This window comes from Lentilactobacillus hilgardii, assembly GCF_009832765.1.
GTDB lineage: Bacteria > Bacillota > Bacilli > Lactobacillales > Lactobacillaceae > Lentilactobacillus > Lentilactobacillus hilgardii.
Genome location: NZ_CP047121.1, coordinates 2,681,139 through 2,705,065, shown reverse-complemented (window position 1 = coordinate 2,705,065; position 23,927 = coordinate 2,681,139). Strand labels below are relative to the sequence as shown.

The following is a 23,927-nucleotide window of genomic DNA, read 5'->3' as shown; positions in this document are numbered from 1 at the left end:
GTGACTGAAATCGAAATTGATTTCGGTCACCTGCTTTTAATGATATATCAATAAAGATGCTTATCGGTTTAATGATGCTTCAAACACTTCCGCAAGGGTTGCGTTAATATCAGCGAACTTCTTATTCATGACTAATCGGCGAAAGTCGGAAAAGGAAATGTTTTCCGTTTGTCTTAAGGGAATAGCAGCGGCAGCAATATTGAGGCAGGTGGTTGTCGTTAAAGCCAACTTATTATGTCTGTTCAAGCGAACACGGTAGCTTTCAAAATATTCGCGGGTTTCATAAGAACCCTCCAGTTGTTTGTGATCGGAAAAGAAATGCTTGAGAAAGCTTTCAAAAGCGTCGTCTGATGATAAAGATTCCTTAAAAGCTGAGTATTGCATAAATAAATACCTCCTTAGGTACGGTCAATAGTGATTAATAAATGAACCAATCAGTCTCTCTCAACATTCATTTTACAACATTTAGATCGATATGCAAACGTGAAAATTCGATAAAAACGCTATCTAACACGATTTATTCGAACCTGATCGTCTATGTCTGACCTGTTTTGAACAAGGTGGTTTAGTTAGATAACAAGCTAAGCTATAAGTCTTTGGGCGGATGGTTCACATACATCATTTTTTGATGTTAAGAACGCTGACAGACGTGCAAGAAGACGATTGATTGCTTGTGAATTTAAATAAATTACAAAAAAGTGTTAACGTGTGCATTTTTATATGGTATAGTTGTAAGCGTTAACAAGGACAACGAAATGAGTCGTTTAGCCTGCTAACGAACGAAGGCCTCGTTATAAAAATGTTACCGTTAAAATGTTTGTCTAATATGGAGGTGTATCATGGAAACCACTGATGCAAAAGCTGTCGTTAACGATGGCAAGACAAAGAATCACGATGATGAGTTAATGAACGATTCATCAAAGCGAATCCCAACGCACCAAAAAATAGCTTATGGTTTCGGTGATTTTGGAAATGGCTTTATGTTTGACCTTGGTCAATCCTACTTAACCAAGTTTTGGATTGATGGTGTTGGTATCGGTGCCGGTGTGGTAGCGGGAATCTTCGCGTTTACCAAGATCTTTGATGCTTTTATGGATCCGATTGCCGGCTCGGTCGTTGATAATCGTAAGAAGATTGGTAAACGGGGTAAGTTCCGACCGTTTATGATGGTTTCAGCAATTATTCTCGGTGTTTTGACTGTTGTAACCTTTACCATGCCTGATGGGTTGTCAATGAATCAAAAAATCATATATGCGTATGCGGCATATATGATTTGGGGGCTGGTATATTCCTTTACCAATGATCCTTATGGTTCACTGGCATCCGTCATGTCACGGAATACACAGGACCGCAGTTTTATGGCAACCACTCGTCAAATCGGGTCGGTTGGCGCACAGTTCATAGCTGGGGTTGCGTTTATTCCGTTAACTGTCATGATTGGCGGAAGCAATCAACGGCTTGGCTATTTCTGGTCAGCTGCAATCTTTGCTGCAATTGGGGTTTTAATGTTTGGCATTTGCTATTTAGGTACTAAAGAAAATGTTCACGTGAACAGAAGTAAGACGGCTCAAAAGGAAGGCTTCAAAGATTACTTTAAAGTCATCTTTAAAAACGGGCCCCTGGGTGCCTTGATTTTGATGACATTATTTACAATTTCTGCCATGAATACCAATAATCAAATGATGGTCTTTTACGCAGAATATAATTTAGGTAATATTGCGCTTCAGCCCGTTATTAACGCTATTATGATGGGATGTTCAATTGCCGGGGTCTTTATGATTCCAACACTCACAAAACATTTTGGTCAAAAAAGGACCGCAATGTGGAGCTTCGCGATTGGCGCAGCGGCTAACCTTTTGAACTTTGTTCTTCCCGATCACGTTGTTGTTTTTGTCATTCTGGTGACAGTCGGATACACAGCATTGGCGATTCCAAACGGGATTACGTGGGCGATGGTTTCAAACGCTATTGACTATGGTGAATGGCGTTCCGGTGTTCGTAAAGAAGGTATCACGTATGCGGCATTCAACTTTTCCAGAAAGATTGCCCAATCAATTGCCGCGTTAGTTTCTGCGGGGGTACTTGCATTGACCGGCTATGTTGCAAATGCCCATCAAACTGCCGGTGCTCTTCGGGGAATCAAAGCCGCCATGACTTTATATCCCGGCGTTTGCCTGGTCTTGGCCGCGGTTGTTATCGGTTTCTTGTATAAACTGGATGGTGAGCGTTTTGGCAAGATTGCCAATGACTTGGATCATGGTCGTTGGGAAGGCGGCAAGATTGGTGATAAATAGGATTTGAGCTTTTTAAAACAGTATTAAAATATGGAGGAATTAATGATGAATTTAAATCAATTATTAGATGATGTTAAAGAAATTTTGGCAGCTGATGGCAATTACGATCAGTTGAGTAACAAAGACATTTATACCCCTTCCATTCAGGTTGATCGTCGAAATGTTTACTTCATTCTCCATCAAACTGATTCTGAAGGTATCATTCAAAAGAGTCTGGTAGTCTACGAAAATCGTTTGACAGCCGGTGACTTTGACGCTGAAGATTCATTGACCGATGTTGACTCAACATTATTAGTTGGTGAATTAAACGAAAAGAATAATGATGCATTGGCAAAACGTTTCCAATGGATGCGACCAACTTCTCGTCGTAATTACAAATACACATTTGGCTTGGGTGACCGATTGGGAAATGCATCAAATGCACATTTGCGTTTGTTCAAAGGCCGCGGTATTATGCCGGTTTTGGCACAACAATCGATTCGTGAACTGGTTTTAATGCATCGAACCAATACCGATGTTTTTCAATCCGCATCGTGGGCAGTCTTTGAAGAGGGCTTTACTTATGGTTGGGGTGCTGATGGCGATCACGTTAAGACCCCATATGAAGTTGACTATGCCGTCAAAATCGGCTGCTCAATGATTACGCTTGACTGCACCGAAGAAATTAATAATGACATTGTTAATCTAAAAGATGACGAGTTGGACAAACGATTTAACACACTTGATCCTGATCAAATCAGCTATTTCAATGATACGTATTTGAACAAGACGTTTGACTTGGGAAATGGCCGCTCGGTTAAATTCACGAAGCATGATGTTGAAGAATCTGTGTTGACTTTCTATGACGCAATCCTGTTTGCGGCAGGTATTTACAAGAAGTTTGTTGTGCCTTACAACTTGGATTTTGAAATTTCGATGGATGAAACGCCTTATCAAACAACAAATCCAAATCACTTCTTCTTTGCTAATGAATTGCATCGTCGCGGTATTACACCGACAACAATGGCACCTCGTTTCTATGGTGAATTCCAGAAGGCGATTGATTACATTGGTGATACCAAGCGCTTCGAACGTGAATATGTTATCCATGAAGCCATCGCCGAACATTTTGGCTACAAGCTGAGCATTCACTCAGGTTCTGATAAATTATCGGTTTACGAAATTATTGGCCGCGTTTCCAAGCAGCACGGTTGGCATGTGAAGACCGCCGGGACTAACTGGCTGGAGGCATTGAGAGTCATTGCCCACAAAGATCCTAAATTCATGTTGGAATTATACAAATTCTCATACGAGAACCTTGATGATGTTAAAGCTTTCTATGTGTTCAATGCCCAAACCGATGGCACTGCTCCGAAGCCGGAAAGTATCACGACAGAAAATGTGATGGACTTGTTGGACAATGATGATGCACGTCAGGTTTTGCACACAATGTATGGGTCGATCATGAATCTGAAACATAATTACCATTATGTTTATCGTGACAAACTTTGGAATATTTTACTCAAGAACCAAGCACTTTATGACAAGTATTTGAACATTCATATTGCCGAACATCTGGACTTGCTTCAAGGAATTGTTAAGACAAAGCAGGAAGCTCAAGAGAAGAATGAGCCAAAGACCGATATTTCGAAAGAAACGATTCAAGAACTTCAGGAAACTGCTAAAAATTAAGGGAGGTTCAAATCGGCTATGAGTTTACTAGACAACGATTTCTTACTGGGTAACGAGACTGCCAAAACCTTATTTCATGATTATGCGTCTAAAATGCCAATCATTGATTTTCATTGTCATTTGAATCCAGAAGAAATTTATGAAAATAAAAATTATCCCAATATCACGCGGATTTGGCTTAACGAGGGCACCTATGGCGATCATTACAAATGGCGTTTAATGCGGGCAAACGGTGTTGATGAAAGCTATATTACGGGTGATGGCGATGAATATAAGAAGTTCGTTGAATGGGCTAAAACCATTGAAAATTCATATGGTAATCCATTGTACGAATGGACTCACTTGGAATTACGCCGCTTCTTCCATATTGATGAAGAATTTACCCAGGAATTCGCTCCAAAAATTTGGGACAAGACAAATCAATTACTTCAAACTGATGCCTTTAAGCCGCGAAATCTGATTAAGAACTCAAATGTACAGGTTGTCTGCACAACGGATGATCCGGCTTCGGACTTGAAATATCATAAACTGCTCAAGAAAGAAGAGGCCCAAAGCGGTTTCAAGACATTGCCTGCAATGAGACCTGATAAACTCATTCAAATTGATCGGGATGGCTTCGGCGAGTACTTGAAGACCTTGAGTGATGTTTCAAATGTTGATATTAATAGCTTTGCGGATATTATCAAGGCTCTTCATCAACGGTTTGAATTTTTCAATGATATGGGTGGCCGGCTTTCGGATCATTCATTGCTGACTTATCATTTTAATGAGGCCAGTGAAGATGAGCTGAATGCGATTGTCCGAAAAGGGGTTGCCAATGACTCACTTAGTCAAACCGAAATTGACAAGTACCTGACAATGTTATTGGAAAACCTGATGGCTTTAAATACCGAATTTAATTGGACCATGCAATTTCATATCAATTCCAGTCGGGACCTGAATCGACCAATGTTTGACAAAATCGGTCCCGATACCGGTTATGATGCGGTAGGTACCCAAGCGGATATTGTGGCTCACATAACGAAGCTTTATACTAAAATGCAGGATACAAATCAGGTTCCCAAGACGATCTTCTATTCATTGAACAGTAATGACTGGATGCAATTGGCAACCATGATGGGCTGTTTCCAAGGTGGGACCGTTCAGAAACTTCAACTGGGTGCCGGATGGTGGTTCAACGACACTGCTGAAGGGATGGATGATCAGTTAAGAATCTTCGCCCAGGAAAGCCTGCTGCCACACTTTGTCGGTATGCTGACGGATTCAAGAAGCTTCCTGTCTTATCCGCGCCATGAGTACTTCAGACGGGTACTATGCAATTTCTACGGCAAGCTGGCGGAGCAGGGTCGTGTACCTGATAATATTGAGAAGTTGGGTAAAATTGTTCAGGACATCTCATATAACAATGCTAAAAACTATTTTGGCTTTTTGGATTAGGTTTCAAGTTGCCTGTCTGTGAAACAAGCGTTGCAAAAAGAGCATGAGTTAAAAGTTGGCCTTGATCTCCAATCTGATAGACTAAGCTTAAAAGGCACCCGGAGATACGAAGAACTCCGGGTGTCTTTTGTGCCTTGACCTTTTCGCCTGTGGCACCCATAATAATTTTGATATGACTAATCATAGTATAGGGAAGGAAGCGCTGGAAGTGAAAAATATTGATAAAAATGAGAATGCCGTGACTATTCGAACCATCGCTAAAATGGCAAACGTTTCTCATACTACGGTTTCCAGAGCGCTTAACGGCAGTTCCCTGGTGAAACCGGCAACTCGGGATAAAATTGCGGATATTGCCCGCCAAATTGGTTATGTACCCAATCTTAACGCTAAAAGTTTGGTGACTAATCGTTCCTATATGATTGGTATTTTCTTTACAAATTTGGATACAGGAACTTCCGCCAGTTTTTTAACGGATGTTATTGAGCAGGCGCAGGGAATGCTTCCCAAAAGTTATTCACTGTCAATTAACAGTGTTGATAATGCGATGGACGGGCAGAGTGTTTCCGTCAATAATTTCGATGGCATTATTGTGATTAGTCAGTCTGATTCGGATGATGATTTTATTGACTATCTGCATAAAACCGGCTTACCATTGGTCGTTCTCAACCGGGTGATTGATCGGGATGATATTAATAATTATGCGGTTGGGGATGAACTTGGCGGCAAGATTGCAACGGAGTACGCTATTCGAATGGGACATCGAAAGTTTGCCCTGATTACAGGTGTGGATGCTTTTGAGTCATCTACCCAACGGACAAAGGGCTTTATGGGTGCCATTAAAGCACACGGCATTAAGCTTAATCCGGTACTGATTAAACAGGGGGATTATCGGCCGAAAAGCGGAAATGTCTTAATGAGACAGATTTTATCAAGTGGTAATATTCCAACCTGTGTCATCTGTGAAAATGATGATATGGCGGTTGGCGCAATCAATGCCTGCATAGAGTTGGGGTATCAGGTGCCTCGGGATATTTCGTTTATCGGTTTTGATGATATGGGCTATTCCAAATATTTAGTACCACCATTGACGACTGTTCGTAAACCGACTTCGACCATTATCGGTATGGGCGTTTCCCGATTGGTGGAAATTATGGAAAATGGTCAACAGGACGATATTGAGCAAAAGATTATTGATCCGGAAATTATCGTTAGAAGCTCTGTGCTGAATATGAATAAGACGGATTTGACGGACAGATAGTTGTTTTTTACCTTTGGGATCATTAAGCGATAGACACTGACAGCGAAAATTAAATAGCTAATCATATCACAATCCCTCAATAAATAGTATACTGTATGCATGGATACGGTTTCACAACGAATACAAATCATAAATGTCGGGGGTTAGTGTTATGTCCAAAGTATTAATTGTTAATGCAGGAAGTTCTTCTTTAAAATTTAAGTTATTTGATATGCCAAAGGAGACCGTTCTTGCGGATGGCCAAGTTGAACGAATCAATATGCCGGGCTCAATTATTAAGATTAAGTACGGGGATGGCGAAACGTTCAAACGTGTTGAGGATAACGTTGATTATGAACGTTCTGCGGCGATCATGTTGAACAATTTAAAGGATCTTGGCGTCATTGACCATCTTCACGACATCGATGCAGTGGGTAACCGGGTTGTTGCCGGCAGTACCGTATTTGACAAGGTTGCTAAGATTGATGATAAAGCCTTGAATTGGATTGACGAATTAAGCGAAATTGCGCCCATTCATAATCCGGTTGAATCTGAATATATCAAGATTATTCGCCGAATTCTTCCTGAAACGGATCAATATGCGGTGTTTGACAGTGCCTTTTTCAAGGATGTGCCGGAAGTTAATGCGATTTATGGTATTCCGTATGAACTAACCAAAAAGTTTACAATCCGTCGATATGGTGAGCATGGCATTAATCACGGCTATATTACCCAGAAAGCCCAGGAGTTGTTAGGCTATAAGACAGCTAAACTTGTGACACTTCATTTGGGTTCCGGCGCTTCGGTCGCTGCTGAAAAGGATGGCAAGTGCGTTGATACGTCAATGGGCTTCACGCCAATGAACGGACTAACCATGGGCACACGTTCCGGTGATGTTGATCCGGCATTGGTACCGTTCTTTATGAAACGAATGGGTGCTTCGGCTGAAGAAGTGATTGAAATGTTTAATGATCGCTCCGGATTGCTGGGTATTTCAGGGGTCTCCTCCGATATGCGGGATTTGGAAAGCTCTGATGATGACCGTGCCAAATTAGCACTGGATATCTTTGTCAATCGAACGGTTAAATATGCAGCCAGCTACATCACGGAACTCGGTGGTGTTGACGCAATCGTCTTTTCCGGTGGGATTGGTGAACATGACAAATGGGTCCGAGAACAGGTCTGCAAGAAGCTGGAAATCTTTGGTATTAAGTTGGATGGCATGTTGAACGAAAAACAAGCCCCCGGAGATTTAAGCACTAAAGATTCTGCGGCAAGAATTTTGTTGATTCCAGCCGATGAGGAGTTGGCAATGGTTCGGGATGTGGCAGACAAAATCAACGCCAATTAAGATAAAAAGATGGTGATCGGGTTATTGGTAGCTTTCAATGACCGATCACCATCTTTAAGTTAGGTTGGCTGATTTAATTCAAGCATATATTTTTTGGAGGTAGGATGATTGATGAAACAAATCAGAAAATGGCTTTTTAACATGGCTGGTGTTTTGACAAAATATTTAAACGGTTGGAACTCAGCAATCATTTGTGTCGGCTTGTTATTTGGTATTTCCGGCATAACAGTCGGTGCTTCAACCGTCAACACCAAGCCTGTACGGGAGACAGCAACGACCGTTAATGCAATGAGCAAACAATTTGCGACCGCATATTATCGGTTGAATCAAGCTAAGAGAGTTGCTATTCGTTTTAGTGGAAGCGCGGGTCCGAATCTCGTTGTTCGACACATAACGCTGCCAAAGGGAACGATTGTGACTGATGGCAGTGTTAATGATAATCCGGTGATGAATTATACACCGGATCTCAGTTACTATGTCAAACGTCGAGCTTATACAAAGGGGACGTACGGGACCGGCTTCCTGCCGGCAATGTTCACCTTCAAAAAAAGTGGGTTGACTCGGGTTAAAAGACCGGCATATCTATTTCCAAATCAGGTTAATTATTTTTATACTGGTGGATTAAAGGCTTTTGGAGATAAAAACTATCATGCAGATCTGGTTAAAATCACGACTGATGGATACATGGAATACTATCGTTATCATCCAATCACATTCACTGAAAAGCATCAGCAGGTGACATTTGATTACCGTCAGAAGCCGAATTCATATGTTAAAATTAGAAAAACTATTAAAAAGGGTGCTAATACCTATCTGTATTTCAAATCCAAACTGAAGGGTGTTAGTGATAAACATATTCATCGGGGTGGTAATTATCGGTATCGGTTAACCATTCATAATTTGCATACGCCGTATTCGAGAATTGACCCAACTGTCCATTATCGTTTATATGCCAGTTTGTATACCTTTGGTGGTACTCCGATGTACTCAATTGCTACTGTTGGATAGTCGTTCACCGATTAGATAAGGAGTTTAAGATGAAGAAACAATTATTACTATTGTTCTTGGGGGCATTTATGGGGATAGCCATTTCCAATCATCAACCGGTACAGGCTAAAACAACTTATATTCACGTTTCAAAAAGTTCCCTTAAAGATGATCCGGGATTATTTACAAACCGTTTTTATCGAATTAATAAAAAAATGAAGGTTAATATTCATTATTCATCCAAAAAGGATTCTCGAACGATCGTGAAGGCCACAATATTACCAAAGGGGACGACTATCACTGCCAGTGGATTGTTTAAGAAGCATGCAATTTCGGAACCTGGTATGACAACGGATATTAGCTATTATTTAAAGCGCAAGACAGTTAGTAAGGCACTTTATGGGAATGGCAATTTAATGTTTGAGTTTAAACTACCAACATCCAAACTGACTCGAGTTAAACGACCGGCGTATGTGTTACCGTACGGAAGTGGAACCATGTTGAGCGGTGGGTTAAAGGCAATTACCGAACTTCCTTCACGAAAAAGTGATGCCTTAAAAATCACTTCCGATGGTTGGCTGGAATACTATCAATATCATCTTCAAAGCTATCCTAGCATTGACATGGATGGCGTACGTGGCACGGCTACTTCCAGTTATTTTACCAAGCCAGAAAGTGCCGCAAAAATTAATCGTACCTTAAAAAAGGGCGCTAATACTTATCTCTATACCGGTAAAAAAGTAAAGGGGATTGCCCAGAAAAAGGTCCGGTCGTCCGGCCCTTATAAATACCGACTGACCATTCATAATCACCATACACCCGTTGCTTACGAAGACCTGGCGTACGGTGATGATCACGCGGCTTCCAGCATTTATACCGTTGGTGGTAAACAGTTTTATACTGTAATTGCACAAGGGGCTAACTAAAAAAGTGATCAAAGATCCCGGTCGGCATGAAAACAGTAGTTTAGGTATTTCAAAGCCCAACACTGATGGTGATCGGCCAATGTTTTAAATAAGTCTGAATTTTTTCTCTTTGATAAATAGGAGACGTATAAATAAAGTGAGTTTGTCGTCATGTAGAATTGGATGAATTGATTTTATTGTCTAAAAAAACGAGATTAGTGTAAACATGACGTTTGCACCTGTCTCGTTTTTGAGTTGATTTAATGATCATATGACTTTTAGTTTGAAGCCTCAGAGTCTTTTAACAGTGACCCGATCTTACTTTTTATCAATTGGTTTTGGATTATTTTTAGTTTTTGAGGCTGCTTAAGCAATTTCGGATTCCGCTTTATTTTTTTCTGAACACTTATCTTGACGGTATTTGTCAATTTGTTTTGGAAGCTCTTGGATTTTAGTTTTTTAGCGACTGATTTTAACTGTCCTTTACTTAAGAGATACCAGTCATTGCCGAGATTATAAGTGACGACTTGTTGCTTCAATTGGTTTTGATTGGTAATTCCGGCAAACAATAGATTGGCAAATTGATTTGTATATTGGTATTGATGATTGTTTGTCACAAGTTGGTTTTGGTGATTCTTTTCTCGATTAACGAGAACCTTTTTATCTTTATTTAAAATGATATGGTTTTTTGAATTGGTTTTATTTTTGGTCACAAAGGCCTGATAGGTTGTTTTGCCCTCCTTAATTCCTTTTGTCACCATGACGTGGTTGTCGTGGATACTGGTAATCGGTTTTACCTGTGAGATATGGATGTCGTCGTTAACTTTAGTGGCATAGTGGTATTGCGAGTCCATCACCAGTAGTGCTTGAGCCATGATCAGAAGGACGATTGTTATACTTCCCAAGAGGTTATGATGCTTATAAAAACTGACTCCAGCTACAATGCATAAAATAATCACTATCAGGATTAACATTAGTTTGCCTTCTTTCCGATGCGATTGCTTAGGAACATTGCCGGAATAACGCCTAGAAGTGTACCGATACTTGTCCAAATAAAGGCTGTTTGATAGGCATTGTTTAATGTCACATCTGCGGCAACATTATTTCCGACGATGCTTTGAATAACGCCTGCCAGGACTGCAGTGGCAATCGAACCGCCAATATTTTGTGCCATTCTGGTTGCAACAGTTGCTTGGGGAATTAATTTTGGATCCAATCCCGTATAAGCATCCGACATGACGGGTATTGTAATGCCACTTCGGGTGAGTCCCATTAAGAATAAAACAAACAAGACTAACCATTCGGAAGTTTTAGCCGTAAAGAAGGCGAAGGGAAGTGTTGTGATTGCTGCTCCAACCATTGAAGTGATCACAATCCACCTGGCACCGTATTTGTCAGTTAAGGTACCGGTGATTGATCGGGTTGCCAACATTCCTACACCTTGAGCAATTAGGTAAATGCCAACCCAGATAACGCTCAAATGGCGGATGTTTTGTAGATACAGTGGCAAAACGAACATGACACCATTGACCATTAAACCGGATAGAAAAAGTAACGCTGTTGAAGCTGAAAAGTTGGCGCTACTAAAAAGACCAAGAGGGACGAGAACTTTATTTGGCTGTTTGAAGGCATAAATGATATAGACAAGTAAGCAATCAATGCCTAAAAATACTGGAAGTAGAACGGAGAGTTTGCCAAAAATGTTATCGGCACTATAATTCGTAATACCAATGACGATCCCGGAAAATGTGCCGGTGATTAAAAGGAAGCCAAGAAAATCGAAGGCTTTTCCCTTGGCGGATGGGGTGAATTTAGGCAGAAGTGCAAAAGTTGCAATTAAAGCTGCCACAACAAATGGTATGTTAATGTAAAACAACCAGTGCCAATTTAAATATTTGATCAATGCCCCTCCGACGGTCGGACCCAGAATTGGTGCAAAGACAATTGGCAATCCAATGACTGACATTAATTTACCAAGGTTTTGTCCATGGGCGGCTCGAATGGCCAGGGCACTCATACCGGTAATGATGACGCCAGCGCCGGCGCCTTGGATAATTCGACCGATAATTAATGCCGGAATTGAGTTGGCGGTTCCGGAAACTAATGAGCCGATCATAAAAATAATCAGCGAAACTTCTTGCAGTAGTCGGCCGGAGACTTGATCCAATAACCAACCGGCAAGTGGAACGGCTAACCCTAATGCCAGCACATAAGCAGTAGCTACCCACTGCATCACATTGACAGTTGAGCTTAAATCTTTCAGAATAGTGTTAATACCGACGTTGGTCATGGTTGTGTCCAGCATTGGCACAATGGCGCCTAAAACGAGTACAATGCCAATTGTAGCAATTGAGGGCTCTTTCTTTTCTTTAATCATTGATTCATTCATTTCTCAATCCTCTCCTTTAAGGTACTTAACGTACGCTAAAGATAATACTACCTTTTTTTAGGATGTCAATAAGAAAGTGTGCGGATCTAATCTGGGATAAACCGGAGTGTAAGCCGGCAGGCAGCGAATTCCTTTTTTGGAATTTGATGGCTGTTGGTTTATATGCAGGTTTATGATTAGAGGAGCAGTCCTAAAAAGTGTGCGGAGCCAATTTAAGAAACAGTCCTATAAAAATACACATAAGGGTGTTTAAAATGGAAAAAACAAATAAAACGCATCGTCGACGGGGTAAAGCCCTTGAAGATGCGATATTGGATGCAACGTGGCAGGTGATTCATGAAACCGGCTATGCAAATATGACGATGGATGATATTGCTAAAACAGCGCATACTAATAAAAATACGATTTATCGAAGATGGAAAACTAAATTTGATGTGACAACAGCAGCACTTCGAAAAAATGTCCCAGTCAAGAAATTTACAGCTCCTGATACCGGCAGTTTACGGGGAGATCTTATTGAGCTTCTCGCTGCTGGTGTGCCGATAGTTAAATTAATCGGCATGAAGAATATCAAGGAAATTGCCCGCGATAGACTATCTGCCGTTCAAAATGCCAGGCAATATTCACCAAAGAAATCAACGGAAAAGGCCAAGCAGCTGTCAACGGATAATTTGGTTGTTCAGTATGTCATGGCATTATTAAACCGGGCGTATAAGCGAGGCGAGCTCGCTTCCGATCCGCAAACATTTGATGTCACTATTATGAATCTGCCTATTTTACTCATACTGTCGCGGGTGATTAGTGAAAGTGACTATAATTTGCAGACGGTTGTTTTCTTGGTAGATAAGATTTTGTTGCCGGTGTTCAACGCGCAATGACCATTAATCTTTTGGATCTGTCGATAAACGACTTGCTTTAAGTGGATGCCATTTAAAGCAAGTCGTTTTTGCGTTTCTTAATGATTTGAATGACGAAAGATGATTAAGGCTAGTTTCAGTACTTGCTTTTATTAAATGAGGATGTTAGGATGTTTCTTTATAAGGTACTTAAAGTACCTAATTTTAAATGAGGTGTCTTATATGAAAATGATTGAAACTAAAGCCTTATCAAAACGATTTGGAAAAAAACAGGTTATTTCAGATGTTAATTTAAACGTTGATCAGGGTGATATTTATGGTTTCCTGGGTCTAAATGGTGCGGGGAAGTCGACAACGATGCGCTTATTACTGAAAATGATTCATCCGACTTCCGGGTCAATCATGATTGAGGGAAGAGATGCTTCGTCTTTACCGGCCACATTCTGGAATCATGTTGGTTATATGATTGAAACGCCACACGCTTATCCAAATTTTACCGTCAAAGAAAATCTGGTCATGTATGCCAAACAACGGCTGATCCAGCCAAATCAAATGATGAAACGAATTGAAACATTGGCTGATCAGTTATTGTTGACACCTTACTTGAATGTAAAAGTGAAAGATTTATCTTTGGGAAATAATCAAAAAGTAGGACTGGTCAAAACGTTGATTCATCAACCGGCTATTTTATTATTGGACGAACCGACAAACGGCCTGGATCCTGAAAGCTTGGTGGCGGTTCGAACCATATTGAAACGGCTCGCTGAAAATGGGACAACCATTTTTATCTCAAGTCATTTATTGGCGGAGATGGAGGAGATGGTTAATCGAATCGGTATTTTGGCACACGGTCACTTATTGAGAGAATTAAGCTTTGATCAATTTGATCAGGAGCGAGAGACCGAATTGACTGTTCAAAGTGAGTCAAAGATTGACCTATTGGCTGACTTCTTGAATGGCAAAGGGCTTGAGACAATGGCTTTAAATGAACATGAACTGGCGATATCCGGGGTACCGATTGCCGACTATGCGTCATTGCTGCACACAATTGAAGGACAGGGCTTTCGACCAACCAGTTTTAACCCGGTGAAGGAAGATTTGGAGTCGTTCTTTTTGCGACAGATAGGAGGTAGAAAACATGTGGTTAATGATTGAAGTTGAACTAAAAAAAATTTGGCGCGGTCGTCTGCCAATTTATCTTTTCCTGGCATTTGCGATTCTGCTGTTTTTCCATATTGATTCCCATACATGGTCCGGTTTTATTTCTGAAAAATTAAACTGGTTCACCTTAGTGATGGGCATGATGGGATTTGGCATTCTCAGCAGTTGGGTATTTGGCCGGGAATATCAGGATCAAACGTTTAAAGACCTGTTGGCATTGCCCGTTTCCCGGAATCAGATTGTTGGGGCGAAGTTGATTTCGCTAACCATCACAGAAGTGTTGCTTGCGTTGGTGTCCATTGGTTGGCTGTTTATTCTTGGTTTGATTCTTCACCTGAGCGCCTTTCACGCAACAGTCATCTTAGTCTTACTGGAACGATTCGCGATGTCGATGATTGCAGCAATTGGTCTGACCTACCTGTTTCCTTTACTGGCCAGCCTGTCGAAGGGATTGTTGATGCCAATCAGTATGTCATTTGCGGCTTTGTTGATTGGGAAGATAATGGCTGCTGAATCGATTGGTCATTATTTTCCATGGTCGATTCCGATGCTTTTGAGCGGTAAACCCGGTGTTGTTAATCTGTTTAGTTGGCTAGCCGTCATTGTTGTTGCCGGAATTGGTGTCTTGGGAACTATGAGTTGGTGGACTCGTGGGGACCACACGGATTAAAGTAGTTCTGTGAAAATAAAAAAGGTTTACAATTAGAAATTAATGAGTTATTATACTTAACAATTAGAAAACGTTAAGAAAAGCAATGAAAAGCGGGAGTAGCTTATAACCCATGTTAAGAGAGTTTCCGGTTGGTGAGAGGAAACCGTGGGAAGTAAGCGAAAGTAGGCTTTGAGCTGTAGATGCGATTAACTGAGTGTTTACTGGATGCCACCATTACAAGGCCAACGACTACAATTGATAAAGTTGTGTTCGCTAAGATTAGGTTTTTATTTTTTGAATCTAATGAAATCAAGGTGGTACCGTGCATCTGAATGCGCCCTTCGAGTATATATTGATATACGTTGAAGGGTGCATTTTTTTATGGCAATTTTTTAACGATTATGAGAATGGAGGAATCTATATGACTAAAACAACTTTACTAGATTACTTGGACAATCGGCCCGAAACAATTATTCCCGCTTCAGGGGACGGTAACACATTTAAAGCACTAAGCGCACAATCATTTCCGGCAATGTTGCTGGATGCAACATTGACAAGCAGGAATTTGATTGCTGAAGACTCACAGGGAATGCTGACATTGTCTGAATATGCTAAATTTTTGCGCGATATGCGACTCAAGAAGACAGGAGTATTAATTGCCGACCTTCAATCCGGTTTTGGTAATCCTTTGAACACCTATTACGCGGCCAAAGAACTTGAAAGGTCTGGCGGCGACATTCTGTTATTGAATGATCAAACTTATCCGGCTCACACCACAGCCAAACCGTTGACAACAACGCCCGAGGATTTGATTGGTAAGTTGAGGGCGGCCAAGGATAGCTTTGAAAATCCTGACACCCGGATTTGGATTAAATTGGAGGGCATCCATTCCTATGGCATTGAAGGGATTATTGAACGGATTCAGTATCTTGCAAAAGCAGGTGCGGATGCCATTGCTATCGACCATTACGATGGTCAGCAACTTCGAGAGCTAACACAAATGAAGCTGCCATTGCCGTTGCTGGCGACTTGGCAGCCTGGTACCGAGCAAATTGATGGGATTACCGGTTGGCTTGATAAAGGCTATTTATCGACTGTTATTCAGAAAGCTCAAAATCAAGCTATTAATTTTATTAAACAGGGAGGACTTGCCTATGCTGAAAAATGAACGAATGAGAACCCAATTTAAAGATGAAGTTATGAGTGGCCACATTGTGCGAATGATGGTGGCACCGGATGCGTTAGCGGCTAAAATTGCTGAATCAGAGGGTGCCCAAGCGGTCTTTTCGGCGGGATATGCTACAAGTGCATCAGCACTGGCAATGCCGGACAGAGGGATTGCCGACTTTGGACTATCACTGGAACGTTGTCGGCAGATTGTAAATGCGGTTGACATTCCTGTATTTGCTGATGCGGATACCGGTTACGGTGATATTGATAATATCAGGCGAACGGTTGAAAACTATGAAGCAATCGGGGCGGCCGGCATGTTTATCGAAGATCAGGTTTGGCCGAAGCGTTGTGGCCACATGGACGGTAAGAAAGTGGAACCCACTGAAGTTCTGGAAGCCAAAATTCGGGCCGCTAAAGCAGCCCGAAAGCATGACAACTTTTTGATCATGTCAAGAACCGACGCCCGAGCAGTTTATGGCTTGGATGACGCGATTGCCAGAAGCAAGCGTTATCGGGAAGCGGGTGCAGATTTAATCTTTATTGAAGCTCCTCAAAGTGTTGCCGAACTGGAAAAAATTCATGAAGCCTTTCCGAACACGCCGTTAATGGCCAATATGATTGAAGATGGCAAAACACCACTGACAAAAACGGCAGATTTGGAACGCCTGGGATTTAACATTGTCGTTCATCCAAATGCGATGACCTATACACAGGCATTTGCTGAAAAGACACTGATTGAAACTTTGCGTCGGGATGGCACAACAAAAGCCTATAAGGATCGAATGATTACGTTCCCCAAGTTCAACGAGTTTGTTGGGTTGGATAAAGTTAATGCAAGGAATGCCGGTTATTCACCGGAAAAGATGAAAAAAGTCTATATGAATGAGTGATTTTAAAACACATAGAAGTCAACATAGTAAGCTAAAAACACATATCACATAGTTCAATTTCACATAGAACAAACACATAAACGGAGGATTTGCCAATGGCTGATAACATATATACTGAATATCATAAGGATTCTTTAGAAACCCGGTTGAACGATGCCAGAGAAACGCCACTTTTTTATAAAGTTTTCGCGTTGGCTGGTGCCGGTATGATTTTGGATGCGGCTGATGTGTACATGGCCGGTGCAATTAACAGTACCCTGATCCAAGATAAATTTGCGAGTATTTCCCAAGGCTCGTTTTTCTTATCAAGTGGGTTTTTAGGACTCTTTATCGGCTCCATTCTTGCTGGATACATCGGTGATTTTTATGGTAGAAAGCTGTCATATCATTTTAACTTATTGCTGTTTGGCATTTTCACGTTACTTTCAGCGTTTACGCCAAATATGACAATTTTAATTGCTTTAAGGTTTTTTGCCGCTATTGGTTTAGGGGCAGAAATTGTGACCGGCTATGCGGTTGTTAATGAATTTGCGCCGATTAAACGCCGGGGTCACTGGTCGGGAATGACTGCGATTGTTGCAAATACCGGTGCACCTATAACGTTATTGATTGCTTCCTTTATGATTCCCCGATTTGGCTGGCGGTCAATGTTTATGACAATGGGCGTATTGGCATTAATCCTTTGGTTGGCACGCAGGCATTTTCCGGAATCTCCGCGCTGGCTATTATCCAAAGGCCGAACCCAGGAAGCTAATCAGATTATTGAAAAATTAACTGTTAATGGCCTATACGAAAAAGATGAGCTGAAAGACGCCGATGAACCGGTTAGCCATATTTCATTTGCTAAAGGGTTGTTTATTGCCATTGTTGCAGTGAGTGCCACCTTATTATGTCAATACACCTTTACGTCATGGGTACCAACCTTACTTTTGAAGCAGGGTATTAACATCGTAGATTCAATCAGCTTCTCGGCTATCATGATGATTGGTGCACCAATCGGAGCTGCAATAGGCGCATTACTGATTGATCGAACCGGACGAAAAAAGCTGATCTTAACGGCTTTTATTGCAACTGCTGTTTTAGGAATTGCTTATGCCTATGAGCGCAGTACAAGCGGTATTTTGATAAATGGTTTTCTATTAACAATGACACTCTATATTTTAGTTGCGTCGGTTGTTAGTATTTATACAAATGAACTGTTCGAAACCGCACATCGTTTTCGGGGTGCAGGGATTGCAAACGGCACATCTAAATTATTAAATGTTTTGATGCCCACTTTTGTCGCCGTTATGATCACCCGGGTATCACCATCGTTTATCTATTATGCCATTGCCGGATTGGCTGTTATTGCAGCGATTATTATCGGTTTATTCGGACCGGAAACGGATCAAAAGGCGATTAAATAGTAAAATAAGTGGCTTTAATCTAAAAAAATCACGCTTCCCAATAACAGGTGAAGTGTGATTTTTATTTGATGATTGTTCACTTAAGATGTTCATGTAAAAAGAAGGTAATCCCAGCAATCATTAGAGAATGCTGTCTTTAAAATTAATTTAATGTTTGATAAGTTTGTTCATGTGTCAGCGGGAACTCAACAGGGCGATCGTTGTTCATTAATGTGTCGGTCAACGTTACTTTTGAAATGGTTTGATTATCGTATGGCTGCATATAATATGTTAAGCGACTGGAATCCATGTAACCCCGATATTGCGTGTAATCAGAATCGCCATTTTCCTTGAGCTTAACGCCCTTGGGAATTTCGACCGAATTCAAGATATGGCTCAATACATTAACGGCATCCTTACTTTGGGCGCTGATTGTGTATTGACGCATAAAAGCCGTTCTGACAAATCGGGAAACCGATGTATAATCACCAGGCATTCCCAAAGCACCGTTTCCCGGTCCGAAAGACGAGATGTGATAGCCACTATAATCACGGTCCGGGTGGGGATTGGGCTGCAATTCCGTATAATTGTTCAGATTTTTTAAGTGCCAATCAAAATCCGGTGAATTGGTCATAACGCCAACCGGATTTTTAAGATAGTGAACACCGTCTGCTCTGATTTCAAGGACGCGACAGTCACCATACCGGTCTGAAAGGATCCAGTGCAATGGGACTACTTTACCCAGCAGCTTAATCGGGACGTTGACAACATTGAGCTTTTTAATTAAGTCCGCCGCATCTTCACAACTGTCTGCGTTTCCCAAAAGCCAATTAAGCACTTCGTGAGAAGCAATGTTTGTTTGATCCGATTTGATTTGGTTGGCGTAACTGGCTTCATTGCTGAAATAAAGGGCGGCACCACTTAGACCACGTTCATTGACGCCGTCGACAAGAATATAATTACCGATGTTTCGGCCGGCACCGACAAAGGCAAGCTTGGTGTCATATCCATCTTTTCCGGCATCGCTGTTGAAATGCTGGTGACGTGGAATGACAACTGGCCGACCGTCTAAATCGAAATCAAAATCCATGGTTCTGGCAAGAAAATTATCTCCGGTTTCTGATAAAAAGGTCACACTGGTACACATGATTAATCCTCCGTGAATTTGTCGTTAGACCGTTGTAAAGTGAGGCAGACGACCATTAGTTGTTTCTCCGTTTGTCTGCTTCACCCTGCAAGAGTCTGAGTTGTTTTTGAGTATTTTCGTATACTTGGCCGAGTTGTTTAGAGCGATTTCTGGTTCTTTCAATTCGGTCATTTAGTTCCTGATTCGAATAGTTTGATAATTGGCGCTGTGTTTGTTCAGTGAGTTCGTAGGCTCGCCGAACGGTGTAATAGCTGCTTTTACCCACACTGGCCAGCTGCTTTCCGGCAGTTGAAAAGCTGGGTGTGGAGCTGAAATTGGTAATGCCCTGCTTTACTTTTTCACTTACATGGGTATCCCAGTAAGTGATTAAAGGTCCGGTAAAGAAGGCCACAATGATAGTGGCAAAGCCGACTGCTCCGCCAATAAAGAAGGCAGTTGCCATAAATAAAACGTCCTGTGTAATTCTGGCAGAACGGTACTTGATGTGTAACCGTGTAGACGCAATTGGTGCAATGGCATCATAGGGGGCAACCCCTAGATTAGCACCCATGTAAAGGGATGAGCCAAGGGTAAAGAGTAACAGACCAACGATTAAGTTGGCGACCGTTGTAAAAATATTAATACTATTGGGCAGAATCATTTTGTATGCCGAGGACAACCATTGAATCTCGTAGCCGACCAATGTCATATTTAAAATAGTGCCAATACCAATCTTTTTTCGATCAAGGATCAGAATTAAAACAAAAATGATCAGGTTGACCATTAACTGTGCGTTTCCGAGGCCGGTGTTGATTTTGGCAGCCAAGCCCGTATTCATTGCAGTGAATGGATCCAAACCAACATTTCCTTCACGAAGAAGGGTGGTCCCCGATGAAAGAATGGCAATGCCAACGAAAGCCATTAGTGTTCTTAACCCCACATCTGCAAATTTATTAATATTGGCCGGATCACTATCTGAAGAATCTTCTTTGGTGTTACTTATCATCCAACGCTTCCTTTCGAGTTTTCAAATTGATTGAGAAATTAGTGTCGATTATAACATTTAGATAAAGTGATGCAACCGTTTGAAATCGATGCCCAATCAGTTGTTAGCGTTTTAATAATGACGGGAGCGGGGGATTGGAAACCGTAAAAAAGTTTCCAAATCAACGCTGATCGAGAAGCGGAATTGAAAACTTTTTATGGAAAATGTTTAGGTAAGAGCATGTTCCAGTTGGGTTTGCCCCACTGTCATCAGCCAGCAGAAGAACCAGTAGATGATAGCCATGACAATATAAATACTCATATAGTCCTGATAGGCACCTGCAATGATTTTTGCATCCATAAACATTTCACTAACCGTGATCATGGCAGCCAGCGAGGTACTTTTAAATAGGTCCAGCAGAATGTTTCCCAATGCCGGGATTGCGATTCTAAAGGCCTGTGGAAAAATCACCTTGGCGATGACTGTTCGATAGGGAAGCCCCAAAGAATACGCGGCTTCCCACTGACCGCGGTCCACGGCACTAAATGAGGAACGAAAGACCTCGGAAACAAATGCACTGCAATTAATCGTAAAGGCAATCACAGCGGCTGGCAATGCATTTGCACCAAAGCCAAAGTAAATGATGAATAATAATACCAGCATCGGAACGCCCCTCATAAAGGAAATAAACGCTCTGGCAGGCCAGTGAAGTAATTTAAAATGGCTCATTTGAGCTAGTGTTAAAAACAAACCCAGTATCAAAGCCCCAATAAAACTAATGGCTGTTAAATATAGTGACATTGGAAATCCAGCCAAAATTTTTGGGATTGAGTGGAATGCCAAAGGGGCGTTGAAAAAGTTTGGAATTGAGAAATAATTGAGTATGCTCAAGTGCATCACCTACTTGATTGTGAAAGCTTTTGAAATATGGACTTTCGGCTGTTTGGAAACGTCGGCGTGATAATATTTCTCTGATAATTTCCTTAAAGTACCGTCACTCTTTAATTCAGCCAGTGCCTTATTAATTTGCTTTTGTAACTTCGTGTTTCCCTTCTTCATAATAATGCCGGTCCCTTTGCCGTCTTCATTAGTTTTGAAATACATATTGCTTAAAATTTTTAATCCGTTATTTGGAACCGCAGCCAGGGCTAGCTTTTGCAGGTAATAGTCATTCATAATCAGATCGGTTTTACCATTTTTAACATCTTTCATGTAAATATCATTTGAGACGTTATCATAGTTGACCGGTTTGGCACCTAGTTGTTTTGCAAGTCGCTGATAACTGGTTCCGGCTTCACCGGCCGCCCGTTTGCCTTTAATATCAGCCCAGGAATGAATACTTGAATCATCTTTTTGACGAACGATAAGACTGTTAAACGAATGTTTATAAGGCGTAGATAGAGCGAATTGCTTTTCTCGGGCAGGTGAAACAGAAAAGTCGTTTGCGGCGATATCGGCCTTACCGGTTTTAACGGCGGTCAACTGACCATCAACGTTCATTTCTTTGAATTCAACTTTTCGCCCCATCTTTTTAGCAACGGCACGAACAATTTCAACATCAAAACCGGTTAGCTTATTACCTTTTTCATTGTGAAATGAACTTGGATAAAGTGTTCCGGAAGTCGCACAGATCAGCGGTCCCTTTGAATTGGATGAAGAATTGCTCTTGCCACAGCCGGTTAGTAAAATCAGGACGATACCAATCGTCCCTAGTAACCCCAACCAACGAAACTTAAATGTTCTCATAGTCTGATCCTTCTAAAATTTTTATGGGTCTCCATTATTATAAATTTGTGAAACCGATTTCACAAGCCGATTGAACATCGATTCGGCAAGGACCCTTTTAGGAATTTGGATATTATCTTATGTTGCCTGTCACACAAAAAGATCCAATTAAGACTGAGCGCAGTCAGTTCATTAATTGGACCTCAATGTCATCGTATGTTGATTGAATAAAAATGGTCTTGTAGTCGTGCTAAATTAGAATTCGGCTTTATAGCTGATTGAGTAGCTCTTTTCTTCACCGGCTGGCAGTACGATATCACCAAAGCCCTTGTGATTTGGCGTATCGGGTAAGGTTTGAGCTTCCGTTGCAATTCCCATATGAGGAACACCTGCACCACGTTCGAATTTAACCCCATCCAAATCGTCTGGGGTAAAGACAACCAACGCATTTCGGTTGGAGAAGATTGAAACTTGACGACCGGAATCCGGATCGGATAAAGTAGCGATCGGATCTTCAGCTTTATGATTATTAATGACATAAACTTCATCGTAAGTATGACCAACGCTGGCTTTCATGTCGTCAATACCATTCTTGATGTTTTGACCTGAGCGGAAATCGTAGGCGGATCCGGCAACACTGATCATCTTTCCGGATGGTGTTTTATCTTTATTTAATTCCAAATAGTTGTCCGCATCAATTGTGAGGGATTGACCGTAAACGTTATTAGCATCACTTAAATTAAAGTAAGCATGTTGAGTTGGATTGAACAGTGTATCAGCATCGCTTTTGGCACTATAGGTAACAGTAGCAGTATTATCATCGTCTAATGTCCAAGTAATTTTAACGTCGATATTTCCCGGGAATGAATCTTCGGATGAATCAATGTGTTTTTCAAGTACAATCTTATTATCTTCGATTGACCCGTTCCATACTTGAGTATTGAAACCGTGAGGGCCACCGTGAAGTGTCGTATTGCCTTCATTTTGGTCAACATGGTATTCTTTTCCTTTAATGGAGAAAGTACCGTTGGTAATTCGACCGGCAGTTCGGCCAATGGCTTGGCAGAAGTATTGGTTTGCCATAATTTCCTTGCTGGATGCTTGGCTAAGTAAGACATTGGCTGTTTTACCATTTTTATCCGGAAAATTAAATGCCTGCCAAGTTGCGCCAAGTGAGATAACAGAAATAGAAACGCCGTTGTCATTCGTTAACGTGAACTTTTGAATATCTTGATCGTTATATTTATCGAATAATTCTTTTTTTGCTTGCATTTTTATGAACCGCTCCTTAAAAATAATAAATTTAAGCTTTGAAACCGCTTTTATATGTATTATAATGTTTTTTTGTACGGAGGTCCAATCCAATATTTAACATTTATCCGTACAATTCTATGTTATTTACCTTAGAAGTATGATATTTTATTGGTAGGGATATTCTAAGGGAAAAAGTGAGAGGTTTATTATGCAAAATATACTGTACATTTTATCGGGCATATCAGACGTGTCTTTAATTGTTCTAATTTTTCTATGGGGCTTTGACTATGCCCGAAAAGAGAAACCAAAGCATAACCATCATTTCGGGCTTTGGACATTGGCAACGTTAGCATTAACGGTGGTTCTAATGTTTGCGGCCGGTGCTGGAAAATAATCGGGTTAAGCAAAGTGGCTTTTTTATCTACAAACAGCTCGATGAGTACGTCAA

General features: G+C 41.2%; 22 protein-coding genes and 1 other annotated feature. Of the genes, 14 read left to right on the top strand and 8 right to left on the bottom strand.

Annotated features, from left to right (window positions below; translation table 11 throughout):
- Nucleotides 1–60: 60 nt before the first annotated feature.
- Nucleotides 61–384 (bottom strand): hypothetical protein, encoded by a 324-nt coding sequence (locus tag GQR93_RS12810; RefSeq protein WP_003553232.1) that lies wholly within the window; start codon nucleotides 382–384, stop codon nucleotides 61–63.
- A 455-nt stretch (nucleotides 385–839) separates the two neighbouring features.
- On the opposite strand from GQR93_RS12810, the gene GQR93_RS12805 reads away from it, so the two are divergent.
- The 7 genes from GQR93_RS12805 to GQR93_RS12775 all read left to right on the top strand — a co-directional run bounded on the left by GQR93_RS12805 (nucleotide 840) and on the right by GQR93_RS12775 (nucleotide 9,903).
- Nucleotides 840–2,294 (top strand): glycoside-pentoside-hexuronide (GPH):cation symporter, encoded by a 1,455-nt coding sequence (locus GQR93_RS12805; protein ID WP_003553235.1) that lies wholly within the window; start codon nucleotides 840–842, stop codon nucleotides 2,292–2,294.
- A gap of 45 nt (nucleotides 2,295–2,339) precedes the next feature.
- Complete coding sequence (locus tag GQR93_RS12800) at nucleotides 2,340–3,965, top strand: tagaturonate epimerase family protein (RefSeq protein ID WP_035444644.1); 1,626 nt, start codon at nucleotides 2,340–2,342, stop codon at nucleotides 3,963–3,965.
- An 18-nt stretch (nucleotides 3,966–3,983) separates the two neighbouring features.
- The gene (uxaC, locus tag GQR93_RS12795; protein WP_003553237.1) at nucleotides 3,984–5,402 is read left to right on the top strand and encodes a glucuronate isomerase; all 1,419 of its coding nucleotides are present in this window, start codon (nucleotides 3,984–3,986) and stop codon (nucleotides 5,400–5,402) included.
- A 172-nt stretch (nucleotides 5,403–5,574) separates the two neighbouring features.
- Nucleotides 5,575–6,660, top strand: a complete 1,086-nt coding sequence (locus GQR93_RS12790; protein WP_159298803.1) for a LacI family DNA-binding transcriptional regulator — start codon at nucleotides 5,575–5,577, stop codon at nucleotides 6,658–6,660.
- A gap of 151 nt (nucleotides 6,661–6,811) precedes the next feature.
- Nucleotides 6,812–7,990 (top strand): acetate/propionate family kinase, encoded by a 1,179-nt coding sequence (locus GQR93_RS12785; RefSeq protein WP_223801349.1) that lies wholly within the window; start codon nucleotides 6,812–6,814, stop codon nucleotides 7,988–7,990.
- Between the two features lie 111 nt (nucleotides 7,991–8,101).
- Nucleotides 8,102–8,998 carry a hypothetical protein gene (locus GQR93_RS12780; protein WP_003553244.1) on the top strand — a complete coding sequence of 299 codons (897 nt, stop codon included), beginning with the start codon at nucleotides 8,102–8,104 and terminating at the stop codon, nucleotides 8,996–8,998.
- A gap of 29 nt (nucleotides 8,999–9,027) precedes the next feature.
- Nucleotides 9,028–9,903, top strand: a complete 876-nt coding sequence (locus tag GQR93_RS12775; RefSeq protein ID WP_003553246.1) for a hypothetical protein — start codon at nucleotides 9,028–9,030, stop codon at nucleotides 9,901–9,903.
- Between the two features lie 257 nt (nucleotides 9,904–10,160).
- Here GQR93_RS12775 and GQR93_RS12770 read toward each other — a convergent pair whose 3' ends face one another.
- Both GQR93_RS12770 and GQR93_RS12765 read right to left on the bottom strand, forming a co-directional pair.
- Entirely contained in the window at nucleotides 10,161–10,856 is a 696-nt protein-coding gene (locus GQR93_RS12770) for a DUF4811 domain-containing protein (RefSeq protein WP_003553248.1), read from the bottom strand.
- Nucleotides 10,856–12,271, bottom strand: coding sequence for a DHA2 family efflux MFS transporter permease subunit (locus tag GQR93_RS12765; protein WP_159298802.1), 1,416 nt, complete (start codon nucleotides 12,269–12,271; stop codon nucleotides 10,856–10,858). Before GQR93_RS12765 ends, GQR93_RS12770 begins: the two co-directional genes overlap by 1 nt.
- Nucleotides 12,272–12,525: 254 nt before the next feature.
- On the opposite strand from GQR93_RS12765, the gene GQR93_RS12760 reads away from it, so the two are divergent.
- The 6 genes from GQR93_RS12760 to GQR93_RS12735 all read left to right on the top strand — a co-directional run bounded on the left by GQR93_RS12760 (nucleotide 12,526) and on the right by GQR93_RS12735 (nucleotide 18,410).
- Complete coding sequence (locus tag GQR93_RS12760; protein WP_003553251.1) at nucleotides 12,526–13,149, top strand: TetR/AcrR family transcriptional regulator; 624 nt, start codon at nucleotides 12,526–12,528, stop codon at nucleotides 13,147–13,149.
- Between the two features lie 201 nt (nucleotides 13,150–13,350).
- Entirely contained in the window at nucleotides 13,351–14,283 is a 933-nt protein-coding gene (locus tag GQR93_RS12755) for an ABC transporter ATP-binding protein (protein WP_003553253.1), read from the top strand.
- On the top strand, nucleotides 14,267–14,959 hold the full coding sequence (locus tag GQR93_RS12750) for an ABC transporter permease (RefSeq protein ID WP_003553254.1): 693 nt from the start codon (nucleotides 14,267–14,269) through the stop codon (nucleotides 14,957–14,959). Before GQR93_RS12755 ends, GQR93_RS12750 begins: the two co-directional genes overlap by 17 nt.
- A gap of 76 nt (nucleotides 14,960–15,035) precedes the next feature.
- Nucleotides 15,036–15,286: a binding site (T-box leader), on the top strand.
- 76 nt (nucleotides 15,287–15,362) lie between these two features.
- Nucleotides 15,363–16,109, top strand: coding sequence for an isocitrate lyase/phosphoenolpyruvate mutase family protein (locus GQR93_RS12745; protein ID WP_147605397.1), 747 nt, complete (start codon nucleotides 15,363–15,365; stop codon nucleotides 16,107–16,109).
- The gene (locus GQR93_RS12740) at nucleotides 16,096–17,004 is read left to right on the top strand and encodes an isocitrate lyase/PEP mutase family protein (RefSeq protein ID WP_003553257.1); all 909 of its coding nucleotides are present in this window, start codon (nucleotides 16,096–16,098) and stop codon (nucleotides 17,002–17,004) included. The genes GQR93_RS12745 and GQR93_RS12740 overlap by 14 nt, the downstream gene beginning before the upstream one ends.
- 95 nt (nucleotides 17,005–17,099) lie before the next feature.
- On the top strand, nucleotides 17,100–18,410 hold the full coding sequence (locus tag GQR93_RS12735; RefSeq protein ID WP_003553258.1) for an MFS transporter: 1,311 nt from the start codon (nucleotides 17,100–17,102) through the stop codon (nucleotides 18,408–18,410).
- 142 nt (nucleotides 18,411–18,552) lie between these two features.
- Here GQR93_RS12735 and GQR93_RS12730 read toward each other — a convergent pair whose 3' ends face one another.
- From GQR93_RS12730 to GQR93_RS12710, 5 genes are all read right to left on the bottom strand, one after another.
- Nucleotides 18,553–19,536 carry a choloylglycine hydrolase family protein gene (locus GQR93_RS12730; protein ID WP_003553259.1) on the bottom strand — a complete coding sequence of 328 codons (984 nt, stop codon included), beginning with the start codon at nucleotides 19,534–19,536 and terminating at the stop codon, nucleotides 18,553–18,555.
- Nucleotides 19,537–19,591: 55 nt separating this feature from the next.
- Nucleotides 19,592–20,521 carry a YczE/YyaS/YitT family protein gene (locus tag GQR93_RS12725; RefSeq protein ID WP_003553260.1) on the bottom strand — a complete coding sequence of 310 codons (930 nt, stop codon included), beginning with the start codon at nucleotides 20,519–20,521 and terminating at the stop codon, nucleotides 19,592–19,594.
- Nucleotides 20,522–20,728: 207 nt separating this feature from the next.
- A complete protein-coding gene (locus GQR93_RS12720) occupies nucleotides 20,729–21,397 on the bottom strand; it encodes an amino acid ABC transporter permease (protein WP_375711570.1) in 669 nt (222 codons plus the stop codon).
- Nucleotides 21,398–21,400: 3 nt separating this feature from the next.
- Entirely contained in the window at nucleotides 21,401–22,246 is an 846-nt protein-coding gene (locus GQR93_RS12715) for a transporter substrate-binding domain-containing protein (RefSeq protein WP_003553263.1), read from the bottom strand.
- A gap of 234 nt (nucleotides 22,247–22,480) precedes the next feature.
- The gene (locus tag GQR93_RS12710) at nucleotides 22,481–23,590 is read right to left on the bottom strand and encodes an aldose epimerase family protein (protein WP_003553265.1); all 1,110 of its coding nucleotides are present in this window, start codon (nucleotides 23,588–23,590) and stop codon (nucleotides 22,481–22,483) included.
- A 97-nt stretch (nucleotides 23,591–23,687) separates the two neighbouring features.
- Between GQR93_RS12710 and GQR93_RS12705 the strand changes: the two genes are divergently transcribed.
- Nucleotides 23,688–23,873: a hypothetical protein gene (locus GQR93_RS12705; protein WP_003553267.1), complete on the top strand. Its 186-nt coding sequence runs from the start codon at nucleotides 23,688–23,690 to the stop codon at nucleotides 23,871–23,873.
- Nucleotides 23,874–23,927 lie beyond the last annotated feature (54 nt).